The sequence below is a fragment of the Mycobacterium sp. IDUB_28 genome, assembly GCF_055419285.1.
The window spans coordinates 419,562-432,354 of record NZ_JBVAXK010000004.1 but is presented as its reverse complement, the minus strand read 5'-3'; the positions used below and the strand labels follow the sequence as shown (position 1 = coordinate 432,354).

Sequence of the window (12,793 nt, the reverse complement as noted above, 5' to 3'; positions counted from 1 at the left end):
TTTCGTCAGACCTGTCGTGGCGTGACGAACGGAACCAGCACCTCGTCGACCAGTTGGACGATCAACTGCTCGTCGATGGGATCGCCGGTAACCAGCAGCCGGTGCCACAGCACGCTCTGCCCGAGTTCGCGGGCGATCTCGATCGGCACATCAGCGCGCACGTCGCCGCGAGCGATCCCTCGGGCCAGCAGCTCGGCCATTTCCTGCTTGCGCCAACCGATCACGTCGGTGCGGAATGTTTCGGCGAGTACGGGATCGTGAGCTGCGGCAGCGATCCCGGCCCGGATGACGTCCGCCTGCGGCCCGGTGAACAGCTGCGCCCAGCCGCGCAGGACCGCCAGCATGTCCTGCCGGTAGCTGCCGGTGTCCCGGTGCGGAATCGCGGTGACGGCGACGCGCATCAAGGTGTCGCGCACCAGCGCACGGCTGTCGGGCCAGCGCCGGTAGAGCACCGGTTTACTCGTTCCTGCGGCAGCGGCGACGGCCTCCATGGTGACGCCGGCGGCTCCGTGCAAACCGATGAGACGCAGGACTGCGTCCCTGATTGCCGCGTCGAGTTCTGCACCGTGCCGTCGACGCATCACACTCCCTCAGAAAGAAACGGTTGCGTTTCTCAGCATGGCCTCGTACCGTAATTTTAGAAACGATACCGTATCTTGGAGGCCGTGATGCTGAGTCGCCCCGTCCGCTACCCGTTGCGCCCGGTCGCCACAGCGACGGTGCGCTGCACCACCGCCGCACACCATCGCCGCCGCGTCACCATCGACCATCGAGTGCTGACCGGCATCACCCCGGCGATGCTGCTCGATTGGTTCACCCACCTGGACGGGACGATGCGCTACGCAGGCGAAGTCATCGACCGCTACCTCGCCTGGCACCCGATTGACCACATCCGCTGGGAATTGGCGAAGCCCGCACCGGGTGGCGGCGCCGGCGAGGGCGCTCGCTTCCGGATCGTCGAAGCCTTCGGCGCGCGGCCGGAATACAAAGTAGACGTGACCGATCGGGTGGAGAAGCTGGACGAGACAGGTATCCGCCTGGTCACGCGCATCGCCGGCGTCATCGTCATCCAACTGGAGCACACCTGGTCGGCCGGTTCTGACGGTGCACACTACGTCACGGTCCTCGACCTCGGAGCGCGCAACGCGTTGTTCGCGCCGGTCAACCGCATGCTGCACCGGCGTTTTCCCGACCATATGGTCCAGGCCTGGATCAGACACAACATCGAAGAGGTCGGGCAGCTGGAATACCTGCTGCCGCAACTGGACTCGGTGCCGGCGGGATAGCCGCAGCCGTGGACGACGTGCTGTCCTGCGGCGACGACCGTCACCGCCGGCGCGGCGTCGGCGCGAAAGTGACCGGCATCGATTCCAGCCCGCTGACGAAATTGGCCGGCCGCAGCGGAAGTTCGGCGCCGTCGGCCAGGGTCAGGTCCGGGAGCCGGCGCAACACCGTGCCCACCATGGTGGTCAATTCCAGCCGCGCCAGCTGGTTGCCCAGGCAGAAGTGGGTACCGAAGCCGAATGCCAGGTGGTTGTTCGGATTTCGGCGAATGTCGAAGTCGTCAGGGTCGGTGAACACCGTCTCGTCGAAGTTGGCCGACTCGAACATCAGCAGGATCTTTTCCCCGGCATACAACTGCGTTCCGTGAAACACGTTGTCAGCGGTGACCAGGCGGCACATGTTCTTCACCGGCGAGGTCCAGCGCAGCATCTCTTCGATCGCTGTTCCGAGCAGACCCGGATCGGCGCGCAGCGCGTCCCACTGCCGTGGCCGCGCCACGAGCGCCGCGACTCCACCAGACAGGGTGTGCCGGGTGGTCTCGTCGCCGCCGATGAGAATGAGCAGGGTCTCAGCGGCGATCTCGTCGTCGGACAGGCGGCGCCCGTCGATCTCAGCCTCCACCAGAACGCTGACCAGGTCGTCACCCGGATCGCGGCGCCGCCGCCCGATCAACTCGTGCATGTGCGCGTGGTACGCAGTCAGCGACGCCACGGAGCGCGCGAGCAACTCCGGTGTGGCCGTCGAACTCAGCGCGACGACCATGTCGTCAGACCACGCCAGGAACATGTCGCGCTCGTGCGGCAGCACGCCCAGCATGTCGCCGATCACCGCCATCGGCAGTGGCGCGGCGATATCGGTCACGAAGTCGCATCCGCCGGTTTCGCAGACCGCGTCGATCAGGGCGTCGCACAGCGACTGAATCGAATCTGTATGGGCGGCAACGCGTTTGCGGGTGAAGCCGGTGTTGACAAGTTTGCGGCGCAGCAGGTGCGCCGGGTCGTCCATGTCGATCATGTGCAGCAGCGGCGGCGTCGCCGGTCGGATACCACCGGCATTGGAGAACAGGCCCGGATCGCGTTCGGCCTCGAGCACCGCGCGGTAACTCGCGGCGGCCGCAAGGCCCTTGCGGTCCCGAAAGACCGGGCGATGGGTACGCATCCAGCGGTAAACGGCGCGAGCTTCACCACTCGCGTAGAACCGCCCGTCGGTGAGGTCGACGTCGGGGGCGGCGTCCTTATTGACCGGCGTTTTGGCCCAGCTCAATTGCGTACGAGCTGACGAACCGTCCGGCCGACGGCCCGCCGTTGCACGATCCGTCGGACTCCCCGGGCCGTTTGATCCATAGATAGGCGTCGGCGTGCCCACCGGCGGTGGCCGTCGTGGGCGGGGTGCCCAACGCCCGCCCGCTGGGGTTGCACCAGCTGAGCGCAGAATCCGGTGCAGGTCCCGCACCATTGCGGCCGGTGTCGATCACGTAGTGCGCTCCGCCCGTCATCCCGGAAATCGCCTCGCCGTAGCCGGTCTCCTCATCGGTGGTGAAGAAGTTCGACACGTTCAGACTGAACCCGCGCGCGTGGCCGACGCCGGCGGCATTGAGCCGGTTGGCCATTTCCTCCGCGCTCACCCAGCGCGAGTGTCCACCGTCGACGTACACCGCGGCGTTCGGATCGCGGGTCAAGGTGTCGACGGCGTACCGCACCAGGCTGTAACGCTCCTGACGCTGGTCGCCGGACAAGCAATCGGCCATGGCAAGCGCGTCGGGTTCGACGATGATCGCCACCGGCGAGGCGCCGAGCCCAGCGGAGATCGAATCGATCCACGCGCTGTAGTCCGCGCCAGATCCGAAGCCGCCGGACGCGTAGCTGCCGCAGTCGCGATGCGGGATGGCATAGAGGGTGATGATCGGCATGCTGCCGGCCGCCTGCGCCGCGCCGACGTAGCTGGCGACCCGGCCACCGACCGAACCGGCAGGAAAAGCCTGGTCGAGCCAGTACGACTGCGGCGTGTTGGCGATCGCGGTGAGCTGCGCGCTGGGCGGATTGGCGCCGCGCGCGGCGTTCATCGCGGCCGACGACGGGTCGACATAGAAGGGTTGTCCGGCCAGCGGGTTGCCCGAATCGGTCAGACGTATCGCCGGGGTGGACGTGACCGGCGCGGTCAGGCCTGCGGCGACAACGGCCACGGCTGCCAGGAAAGGGACCATCCATCGTGCGGCTGCGCGCGCAGCTGAGATCATCACGAAAGCAAAATAGTGCCGAATCGTGATAATCGCCAGCCGATGCGGGCGCGGACGCAGCGATGAGACCGGCCCAGCGCCGCAGCGCAGTGGTGAAGCTACGCCGGATTCAGGAAGCGACGAGGTCGTCGATCTGATTGATCGCCTCCGTGCTGCCCTCGACCACGCCCATGTCCAGCACCTGCTGCAGCGCCGCAGCGGATTCGTAGGTGCTGACGAACGTGGCGCGGGTGTGGCCGTCGTGCTCGGCGAAGGTGTAGACGTTCTTGGAAACCGGCATTTCGGCGTTCGGCGTGAAGTCCTCGTCCGCGAAGCCGTCGTCGAAGGAGAAGCTCGTCGGCTCCTCGACGGCGGTGATCTGCCAGTACCCGGCGTACTTCTCCCCGTGCGGGCCGGTCATGTAGTACGTCATGCGACCGCCGGGCGACAGATCGTGGTCGACGAAGGTCGCCGGGTACTCCGGTGGCCCCCACACCTTCTCCAGCTGACGCGGGTCGGCGTAGACCTGCCAGATCCGCTGCACCGGCGCGGCAAAGTCGGCGGTGATGGTCAGCGTCAGATTGTCGAGGTCCTGCTGGACGTCGATCACGGGCATGTTCAGTCCTCCTTCGGGTCCGATGAGATGAGTTCGTCGATGCTCGCCACCCGGTGACGCCACAGGGATTCCAGCTCCGCGAGCATCGATGCCACCGATCGCACCGCTGCCACGTCGCCACTGGCCAATTGCTCGCGACCGGTACGTCGCTTGGTGAGCAGGCCGGCTCGTTCCAGCACCGCGACGTGCTTTTGCACCGCCGCGAAACTCATCTCGTATTTCACTGCGAGCGCGGAAACCGAATGCTCGCCCGTCAACACCCGACGCATGATGTCGCGCCGGGTCCGGTCGGCGAGCGCATGGAACAGAGCGTCAGCCCGGTCCTCGAGATCCACGGTCACCGCACTAACATACAACCAATTGGTTGTATGTTGTCAAGAGGTCGCCGAGCCGCTGCAGGAAGTCGTTCAGCGCGGGTACAGACACACCGGTGTCCTGTCCGTCGATCCGTCAGGAGTTCTGGTGTGCGCAGCCCTGCGTATCGCACTGCTCGCGCACAATCACTTCCCGATCCGCGAGCCGTTTGCCGGTGGGCTGGAGGCGCACATCGGGCACCTGGCCGGTGCCCTGGCCCGGCACGGGCACCAGGTGACCCTGTTCGCGGCGGCGGGTTCGGCCCCCGAAGTGTCACACCCCGGCCTGTCGCTCATCGACCTGACGTGCAGTCCCGCTGCCGCACAACCGTTTCCGCGGCCCGGAGCGGTGAAGGAATCTCATCACCGCGCGTTTGTCACCCTGATGGCCGAGCTGATCCGGGACGGCGGCGCCCGGTTCGACGTGGTGCACAATCACACCCTGCATTACGTCCCGATCATGATGGCGCCTCGGCTGGCCACCCCGATGCTGACCACCCTCCACACCCCGCCGTTGCCCCTGCTGGAGGCCGCGGTCGGTGCGGTCCGCGGTATGGCCTACGCAACGGTCAGCCGCCGGGCAGCTGCCGCGTGGGCAGATGCCGGCGCCAGCCGAATAGCGTTGGTGCCGAACGGGATCGACGTCGAGCGTTGGCCGGCGGGTACCGGTGGGACGTATCTGGTGTGGTCGGGCCGGCTGGTCCCGGAGAAGGGTCCGCAGCTCGCGATCGAGGCGGCGCGACGGGCGGGGTACCGGCTTGTGCTCGCCGGGCCCGTGGTGGATCGTGACTTCTTCCGGCGGCGGATCGCGCCGCACCTCGGCGACGGCGTCAGCTACGCGGGCCACCTCGACCAGCGACACCTGGCGGCACTGGTGGGAGGTGCCGCCGCGGCACTGGCGACGCCGCTATGGGACGAACCGTACGGCTTGGTGGTTGCCGAAGCCATGGCGTGCGGGACTCCGGTGGTGGCTTTCGCGCGCGGCGGCATCCCCGAGCTGCTGGACGAATCCTGCGGTCGCCTGGTGGCCGGCGGCGATGTGACGGCCATGGCGGCGGCCATTCCCGCGGCCGTTGCCCTGTCCCGCGCGACAGTACGCAGGATCGCCGTCGAGCGTCACGGTCTCGACGCGATGGTCGCCAAATACATTGCGCTGTACCGCAGTTTGATCCTCCGGCGAAGGCGACCGGCGCGCACCTCGGTGCCGCGTCACACAGTCAGCGGACTCGCACACGCCGAGTAGTCCGTTGCATTGCGGGTATACGCGCATGCGTTATCCAGTGCTCCGAGCCGAAGGATCTGAGATGAGCGATTCCACTTCTGTCACAGGCACCACGGTGGTGATCACCGGTGCCTCCAGTGGTTTCGGCCGCGGTGTGGCGCTGGAACTCGCCCGTCAGGGCGCGAATGTCGTGCTGGCGGCGCGCCGTCAGCACGTCCTCGACGAACTGGCCGCTGAAATCGACCGGACGGGTGGCACCGCGCTGGTGGTGCCTACTGACGTGAGCGACGCCAACCAGATCGCAAACCTCGCCGCGGTGACGATGGAACGGTTCGGCAACATCGACGTCTGGATCAACAACGTCGGAGTGGGAGCGCTCGGACTGTTCTGGGACATTCCCATCGAGGATCACGCCCGCCTCGTGGACGTGAACCTCAAGGGACTGATCTACGGCGCCCACGCCGCGTTGCGGCACTTTCGCGCACAGGGCAAGGGCACGCTGATCAATATCGGCTCGGTCGACAGCGAAGTTCCCCTGGCCCTGCAAAACACCTACGCCGCGACCAAGGCGGCGGTGCTGAGCCTGGGACGTTCGCTGACCGAAGAACTGCGACTGGCCGGCGACACCGACATCAAGGTCGGCACCATCATGCCGTGGGCGGTCGACACACCGTGGTGGACCCATGCGGCGAACTACACCGGTCACGCGCCGCGGATGGCGGCGATGGACGACCCTCAGATCGTGGTGGACGCCATCGTCAAAGCCTGCACCGACCCCAAGGAACAGCAACCCGTCGGCGCAAAAGCGCACGCCGCCAACATCTCCCACAACCTCTTCCCGGGTCTCACCGAGCGGCTGTCCGCCAAGACGGCTCAGTCAGAAGCCGAGAAAGCGGCCCCCCTTCCGCCCACCACCGGATCCATCTACGAACCGATGGCCGAAGGCACCACGGTGGGCGGCGGCATCCGGGAGCGGATGCAGGCCGAGGACAACGACAATTGACTTCGCCCGGTGTCGCTGAGCCGCGTCAGTGCCCGGAGAACTCGTCCATCGAGTTGTATACACCGACCCGGCGCAAGTAGAAGTCGCGCAGCCGGATCGGCAACACCGCGGTGAGTACCTTGTTCATCTTCGACGTCCACGGCATGACGACGAACGGGTCACCGGCGAGCATCGCCGTCCACGTGCGCGCTACCACGTCCTCCTGCTCGAGCATCGGGGTGAACAGGATGCCCTTGGCACCGTCGAACATGCCGGTGTTGATGTAGGTCGGGCAGACCGTGGTGACCTTGACCTGGTCGAAGCCGGCCTGTTCCAGCTCCAGGCGCACGGAGTCGGAGAAGCCGATCGCCGCCCACTTGGAGGCGGAATAGGCGGCCATCCGGGGGATGGCGTTGAGCCCGGCCGACGAGGCGATGTTGACGATGCGGCATTGCCCCGTGGACTCGATCATCGCGGGCAGGAATTCGCGGGTCACCAACATCGGGCCGATGGAGTTGACTTCCATGGTCAGCGTGAAGTCTTTCGGCTCGTTCTCCCAGAAGTAGCCGTTGCCGCGCACGATGCCGGCGTTGTTGAACAGCACGTCGATCCGGCCGACCTCGCTGCGGGTCCGCTCGGCGGCCTCGGCCACCTTCTCCTGCGAGGTGACGTCGACGGTTTCGTAGTGAACCGTGCCGCCGGCTGCTTCCAACTCGGCTGCAGTGTCCTTGAGCGCGGCTTCGTTGGCATCCCACAGCACCACCGCGGAAGCACCTTCCTGCACGGCCTGGGTGGCAAACAGCTTGCCCAGGCCCATGGCGGCCCCCGTGACCAGGACGTTGGTTCCCTTGACCGATTCCATAGCTTTGCTCCTCCTGTGGGGGCGTCGACGATTCTCCGGCACATATACCCGTTCCATGACCAATACCGTCCAATCGCGTCCAGGGATAGAGCTCCGGCCAGATTCGCCGGCCTCGAACACGGGTAAGTCCCCGAAGTGGCTGTCGGGAACCTGGTCCGGAAGGGCCGTGTGTAGGCCGCATGCCTGAAGGCGACACCGTGTACGCCCTGGCCCGCCGCCTCGACGCAGCCCTGGTCGATCGCGTCCTGACCCACGGCGAACTACGCGTGCCGTCCCATGCCACGGCGGACCTGGTCGGGCGAACGGTGCAGGCGCACGTCACACACGGCAAGCACCTACTGACCCGGCTGTCCGGCGGCCTCACCCTGCACACCCACCTGAAGATGTCCGGCTCGTGGACCATCTCCCTGACCGGTCGCCGGCTGCCGTCGGCGGTGATGCCCGATGTCCGGGTGGTGCTGCGCACGGACGGCCCCGCGGCCTACGGCATCCGGCTGCCGGTGGTCGAACTGCTGCGCACCAGGGACGAGACGTGCGTGGTCGGTCACCTCGGCCCCGACCCGCTACGTGCGGACTGGGATCCCGCCGAGGCGACTCGGCGACTCACCGCTGATCCCGGTCGGCCCCTGGTCGCCGCGCTACTCGACCAGCGGTGTGTTGCCGGGTTCGGCAACCTGTGGGCCAACGAACTGTGCTTCCTGCGCGGGCACAACCCGTGGACGCCGATCGGGGCGGTCGACGTCCCCGCGTTGCTGGAGGTGGGTTCGCGCGCATTGCGCCATTCGGCGACCTTCCCCGGTGCGATGCAGGTGACGACCGGCCGCCGGGGTAAGGGTGGGCAGCACTGGGTGGCCGGACGCGCGGGCCGGCCGTGCCTGCGCTGCGGCACCGAGGTGCAGGTGGTCGCCGAGGTGCCCAACGACCCGGAACGGCGTCGGACCTGGTGGTGTCCGAACTGCCAACCAGGCCCGGCACGTTAGTGTGCTTTGGTCGGCTTCCGTGAACAAGCCGACAGAAAAGTTGGGCATTTCATGACGACAGCAGAGGCGTCGGCGATCGAGGCACGAGTCGGCCACTACTACCAGATGGACAACACCTACCTGGTCGGCCGCGAGAAAGTGCGCGAATACGCACGCGCGGTGCAGGACTACCACCCCGCGCACTGGGACGTGGCTGCCGCGGGCGCGCTGGGCTATTCAGACCTGGTGGCACCGCTGACGTTCACCTCGGTCCCGGGTATGGCGTGCAATCGCCGCATGTTCGAAACCGTGGTCGTCGGCTACGACACGTACGTGCAGACCGAAGAAGTCTTCGAGCAGCATCGGCCAATTGTGGCCGGCGACGAACTGCACGTCGACGTCGAGCTGACGGCGGTGCGCAAAGTCGCCGGCAGGGAGCTGATCACGGTCACCAACACCTTCACCGACCAGTCCGGCGAGCGGGTGCACACCCTGCACACCACGGTGGTGGGGGTGACCACCGAAGAGGTCGATCCGGCCATCAAAGCCGCTGTGCAGAACGCCATGATGCACGACGTGAAAGTGCTGGTGAACGAGGAATCCGACACCGACTACCGCAAGACCGTGCGTCCCGACGGCGAGTTCCGCATCGCCGACGGGGGCAACCGGATGCCCGGCACACCGTCCTTCGACGACGTGCAGGTGGGTGATGAGCTACCGCTGCACAACGCGCACCTGTCCCGCGGTGACGTAGTGAATTATTCCGGCGTCGCCGGCGACGCGAACCCGATCCACTGGGACGAGAACCTGGCCAGGCTCGCCGGGCTGCCCGACGTCATCGCCCACGGCATGCTCACCATGGGTCTGGGTGCCGGCTACGCCTCCGCGTGGACGGGCGACCCCGGTGCGGTGACCCGATTCGCGGTCCGGTTGTCGGCGCCCGCTATCGTCTCTGCGATCGAGGGCGCCGACATCGAATTCAGCGGTCGGATCAAATCGCTGGACCCGGCGACCCGGTCCGGTGTTGTCCTGGTCGGCGCCAAATCTGCAGGCAAGAAGATCTTCGGGTTGGCGACGCTCAACGTGCGGTTCCGCTGACCTCACCCATTTCGAAGGGCCGCGGCGACAACGGGTTTCGCCCAGCGAGGGGTCGCAGCCAGATCGGGTGGTCCCACGATGCGACCTCGGTCCACGTGCAGCACCAGTCGCAGAAGTGGGGTGTGGCCGGTTGCGGGATCGGCATCCGCCGAGTTGTCGTACACCCGCAGCTCGGTCAGTACCGGCAGCACGTGCACCAGATTGAGCAGGCTGTGCCGGTAGCGGCGGCGGATCGCAGCTTCCGGGATATCGTGACCGCCGGATCGGACCCGGTGCCGCACCCGTTCGATGTGGGCTTCGGCGCTTTCCAGCCCCACGTAGAAGACCCGAACCTCGATTCCCTCAGCGGCGGCCCGGGAAATCAGAGCCGGCATGGTGTTGCCGCCGAGGGTGGTCTCGAAGGTGAAATCGAGTCGTTCAGTTATCGCCCGTTCCAACAGTTTTCGGCCCTGCTGCCACGCCGCGGCGTTCGCCTCGGTTTGGTCCCAGGTCGGATTGGACCGCCGTAGCGCACGGGCCGCCTCATCGGGGTTGTAGTACTCACCCCCGGCGGCGCGGATCGCGGCACCGCCGATGCTGCTTTTGCCGGCGCCGTTGACGCCCGCCAGAACATACAGTCGCGGCGCGACAGGTGCTTTGCGAGCCACGGGCCGGCCGGGCTACCGCCGTTTCGCGGGCTTGGCCGCCGCCACCGCCGCGGTGCCGAGTTCTTCGGGGGTGGCGTTGAACGCCGCTGCCACACCCGCTTTGGCCTGCGGCGTCTGCATCGCCGCCAGCAGCTCGTCGAACTGGCCACCGAGCGCGTTCAGGTCCGGGGTGACCGAGTTGACCAATGCTTCGAACTCTGCGAACGCCACCAGCACCGCTCTGGGAGTGTTGTGTTTGGTGATCACGACCGCGCCGTCCACTGCGGCCTGTTCGAAGACCGAGCCGAACTCATTCTTGAGCCGGCTGGCAGCCACCGTCGGCACATCGACCAGCCGGCCCTCGCGGTTGCGGAACGTGACGGTGGACATTGCGCCTCCTCTGCCGAGTTTGTGACTCTTGACCCTGATTCTAGCCGAATTGTCTATTTTGGCTAAAAAAGCTCATTCGTCGGCCACCGTGGTCATCGGTCCGGGGTGATGACGACGGTCAGGTCATTTCCGTTGCGCTCCACGCACATACCCGCCCGACGGGCGACGGCAGCTACCGCGGCCGCGTTGTCGGGCTCGGCGCGGCTGGCGGCCAGCGCGCGCCAACCGGCCCTTGTGGGCCTTGTTGAAATGGGAGACGACGGTGCGGCGACCGTCAGGGTGCTCGTTCAGTACCTCCACGCGGACCGCAGTCGGTGTCCTGCCCAGCGCTGCATAGGATCCGGAACGCAGATCCACGATCAGGTGTTCGCCGGCCAGTTCGGCAAGCAGCGGCTCCAGCAGGGGCCGCCACCGGGCGGCCAGCGTGGGTTTCGCGGGCAGTTTCGACGTCGCCGAAAGCCGATAGGTGGGCACCTGATCGTCGGCGCGAAGCAGCCCGAACAACGCCGAGCCGATGGCCAGCCGGGCATGCGCGCGCGCTGCTTGGGCGCCGTTGAGCGAGTCGATATCCAAGGCGTCATACAGGACGCCGGTGTAGCGGCGGATGGCCGGCAGCGTCGGCGCCGTACGCAGGGCGGCGTTGTGCGCGATCGCGGCGTCCTGTCCAGATGAGATCGCCAGTGCCGCTCTGCATGCCGCTGGGTCGGATGCGAGGTCGACGAGTTCGCCGATCAGCGCAGAACGCAGCTGGTTGAGACCAGGATTGCTGAGTTGTTCGAGGTGCAGTGGGGTTGGGGTGCCACCGTCCCGTTTGGTTTCCGACGGCGGCAGCAGCACGATCACGGGAGCCGACTCTAGGCCGTCGACCGCGGCTCGCGCGACACGTCCCAGGTGCGTCAGCGGGACCCATCGGTCGAGGTGCGAAACTGATCCGATGGATCCCGTTGTCATCCACACCGACGGAGGTTGCCGCCCCAATCCCGGCCCCGGCGGTTGGGGCGCGGTGCTGCGGCAACGACAGCACGTCCGCGAGATGTGTGGCGGTGAGCCCGGTCCGACAAGCAATAACCGGATGGAGTTGACCGCGCCGATCATGGCGCTCGAAGCCCTGACCCGACCCGTGCTGGTGCACCTCTACACCGACAGCACCTACGTCCGCAACGGCATCACCAAGTGGGTGCTCGGCTGGGAGCGCAACGGCTGGCAGACCGCGGCAAAGCAGCCGGTGAAGAATGTCGACCTGTGGCGCCGGCTCCAGATCGCTTGTGCCAGACATCAAGTCGAATGGTTCTGGGTGAAGGGCCACTCCGGCGTCGCGGACAACGAATTGGCTGACGTGTTGGCGACCCGGGGGTTGCGGGAAGCGGTCGCGGCGTCGGCGTGACGCATTCCCCGGGCCGAGGCTCCCCGATTACCGGGCAGCCGTCGACACGTCCGGGGCGCTGGTTTGTACTGCCGCCTGGCGGTATTCGCGCATTTCGGCGCGCACTGCTTCATCGAGTGCCCGGTCCAGGCTGGCCTGGGCGGAACGTCGTGCCACCCGCCGCATGACATCGATAATGTCTGCGGCCCAGGCCAATTCGGCATCGTTGCTGGGATACCAGCCGCTGCCCCGTTGCCGGACGATTTCGGTGTGTCCGTGCCGTGCCAGCGCACGCGCCGCGTCGTCGAGCTTCTTGTCCACCGCCCCGGATGTCGTCAAGATGGCGGCCAGCGGCATACCGCGAGACATCAGGGTCGCAAAGTCGTTGATGATCCGGCGGTCCGGCACCAGGTAGCCGTCACCGGAAGGTTCGATTACCCCGCTGCTGCACAGCCGGCGAAGCGTCTTTGCGTCCAGGGGACCGAGCTTGTCCTGCAACTGCTCCAACGACATGACCCGCGACTCCGGGTGTGACCACGGCGAGGTCACCAACTCGCCCAGGTCCGCGAGGTCCAGCACCTCGACCAACTCCTGACCGCTCTGCAGACCGGTCACGAATTTCAGGATGTGCTTGACGGTGAAGCCTTCTTTGAGCAGTCGGGTGACCGCCTGCAACTGGCTGAGGTGCCGGTCGGTGTAGATCGACACCCGGCCGCGCCGCTGGGGACGAGCCAGCAGGCCGTTCTCCTGGTAGACCCGCACGTTGCGGGTGGTGGTACCCGCTTCGCGCGCAAGGTCGTCGATGCGGTACTCGGTCACCGGG

Annotated in this window: 15 protein-coding genes and 1 pseudogene; 6 read left to right on the top strand and 10 right to left on the bottom strand. The window is 66.8% G+C overall.

Annotation, left to right across the window (positions count from 1 at the left end; genetic code table 11):
* Window positions 1-5: 5 nt before the first annotated feature.
* Window positions 6-581 (bottom strand): TetR/AcrR family transcriptional regulator, encoded by a 576-nt coding sequence (locus ACZYZ9_RS11445; protein ID WP_463826364.1) that lies wholly within the window; start codon window positions 579-581, stop codon window positions 6-8.
* Between the two features lie 90 nt (window positions 582-671).
* Here ACZYZ9_RS11445 and ACZYZ9_RS11440 point away from each other — a divergent pair, with 90 nt between their 5' ends.
* Window positions 672-1,286, top strand: coding sequence for a hypothetical protein (locus ACZYZ9_RS11440; protein WP_463826438.1), 615 nt, complete (start codon window positions 672-674; stop codon window positions 1,284-1,286).
* Between the two features lie 40 nt (window positions 1,287-1,326).
* Here the strand turns inward: ACZYZ9_RS11440 and ACZYZ9_RS11435 are convergent, their stop codons facing one another.
* From ACZYZ9_RS11435 to ACZYZ9_RS11420, 4 genes are all read right to left on the bottom strand, one after another.
* The gene (locus ACZYZ9_RS11435) at window positions 1,327-2,547 is read right to left on the bottom strand and encodes a cytochrome P450 (RefSeq protein WP_463826363.1); all 1,221 of its coding nucleotides are present in this window, start codon (window positions 2,545-2,547) and stop codon (window positions 1,327-1,329) included.
* The gene (locus tag ACZYZ9_RS11430; RefSeq protein ID WP_463826437.1) at window positions 2,519-3,520 is read right to left on the bottom strand and encodes a glycoside hydrolase family 6 protein; all 1,002 of its coding nucleotides are present in this window, start codon (window positions 3,518-3,520) and stop codon (window positions 2,519-2,521) included. Before ACZYZ9_RS11430 ends, ACZYZ9_RS11435 begins: the two co-directional genes overlap by 29 nt.
* Window positions 3,521-3,629: 109 nt before the next feature.
* Window positions 3,630-4,115: an SRPBCC family protein gene (locus tag ACZYZ9_RS11425; protein WP_463826362.1), complete on the bottom strand. Its 486-nt coding sequence runs from the start codon at window positions 4,113-4,115 to the stop codon at window positions 3,630-3,632.
* Between the two features lie 2 nt (window positions 4,116-4,117).
* The gene (locus ACZYZ9_RS11420; protein WP_463826361.1) at window positions 4,118-4,456 is read right to left on the bottom strand and encodes an ArsR/SmtB family transcription factor; all 339 of its coding nucleotides are present in this window, start codon (window positions 4,454-4,456) and stop codon (window positions 4,118-4,120) included.
* Between the two features lie 121 nt (window positions 4,457-4,577).
* Between ACZYZ9_RS11420 and ACZYZ9_RS11415 the strand changes: the two genes are divergently transcribed.
* Together ACZYZ9_RS11415 and ACZYZ9_RS11410 are read left to right on the top strand one after the other, a co-directional pair.
* Complete coding sequence (locus tag ACZYZ9_RS11415; RefSeq protein WP_463826360.1) at window positions 4,578-5,711, top strand: glycosyltransferase; 1,134 nt, start codon at window positions 4,578-4,580, stop codon at window positions 5,709-5,711.
* Window positions 5,712-5,772: 61 nt separating this feature from the next.
* Window positions 5,773-6,693 carry an SDR family NAD(P)-dependent oxidoreductase gene (locus tag ACZYZ9_RS11410; protein ID WP_463826359.1) on the top strand — a complete coding sequence of 307 codons (921 nt, stop codon included), beginning with the start codon at window positions 5,773-5,775 and terminating at the stop codon, window positions 6,691-6,693.
* A gap of 25 nt (window positions 6,694-6,718) precedes the next feature.
* Here ACZYZ9_RS11410 and ACZYZ9_RS11405 read toward each other — a convergent pair whose 3' ends face one another.
* On the bottom strand, window positions 6,719-7,534 hold the full coding sequence (locus ACZYZ9_RS11405) for an SDR family oxidoreductase (RefSeq protein WP_463826358.1): 816 nt from the start codon (window positions 7,532-7,534) through the stop codon (window positions 6,719-6,721).
* Window positions 7,535-7,713: 179 nt separating this feature from the next.
* Between ACZYZ9_RS11405 and ACZYZ9_RS11400 the strand changes: the two genes are divergently transcribed.
* Together ACZYZ9_RS11400 and ACZYZ9_RS11395 are read left to right on the top strand one after the other, a co-directional pair.
* Window positions 7,714-8,514, top strand: coding sequence for a DNA-formamidopyrimidine glycosylase family protein (locus tag ACZYZ9_RS11400; RefSeq protein ID WP_463826357.1), 801 nt, complete (start codon window positions 7,714-7,716; stop codon window positions 8,512-8,514).
* 51 nt (window positions 8,515-8,565) lie between these two features.
* Window positions 8,566-9,591 (top strand): fused (3R)-hydroxyacyl-ACP dehydratase subunits HadA/HadB, encoded by a 1,026-nt coding sequence (locus ACZYZ9_RS11395; RefSeq protein WP_463826356.1) that lies wholly within the window; start codon window positions 8,566-8,568, stop codon window positions 9,589-9,591.
* A gap of 2 nt (window positions 9,592-9,593) precedes the next feature.
* Here the strand turns inward: ACZYZ9_RS11395 and ACZYZ9_RS11390 are convergent, their stop codons facing one another.
* The 3 genes and pseudogenes from ACZYZ9_RS11390 to yaaA form a co-directional block, all read right to left on the bottom strand.
* A complete protein-coding gene (locus ACZYZ9_RS11390; protein ID WP_463826355.1) occupies window positions 9,594-10,238 on the bottom strand; it encodes a zeta toxin family protein in 645 nt (214 codons plus the stop codon).
* 12 nt (window positions 10,239-10,250) lie between these two features.
* Window positions 10,251-10,607: a type II toxin-antitoxin system prevent-host-death family antitoxin gene (locus ACZYZ9_RS11385; protein WP_463826354.1), complete on the bottom strand. Its 357-nt coding sequence runs from the start codon at window positions 10,605-10,607 to the stop codon at window positions 10,251-10,253.
* Window positions 10,608-10,699: 92 nt separating this feature from the next.
* A pseudogene (yaaA, locus tag ACZYZ9_RS11380) lies at window positions 10,700-11,450 on the bottom strand (peroxide stress protein YaaA).
* 91 nt (window positions 11,451-11,541) lie between these two features.
* Here yaaA and rnhA point away from each other — a divergent pair.
* Window positions 11,542-11,991: a ribonuclease HI gene (rnhA, locus tag ACZYZ9_RS11375; RefSeq protein ID WP_463826353.1), complete on the top strand. Its 450-nt coding sequence runs from the start codon at window positions 11,542-11,544 to the stop codon at window positions 11,989-11,991.
* Between the two features lie 27 nt (window positions 11,992-12,018).
* On the opposite strand, the gene ACZYZ9_RS11370 is transcribed toward rnhA, so the two are convergent.
* Window positions 12,019-12,789, bottom strand: coding sequence for a MerR family transcriptional regulator (locus ACZYZ9_RS11370; protein WP_463826352.1), 771 nt, complete (start codon window positions 12,787-12,789; stop codon window positions 12,019-12,021).
* Window positions 12,790-12,793 lie beyond the last annotated feature (4 nt).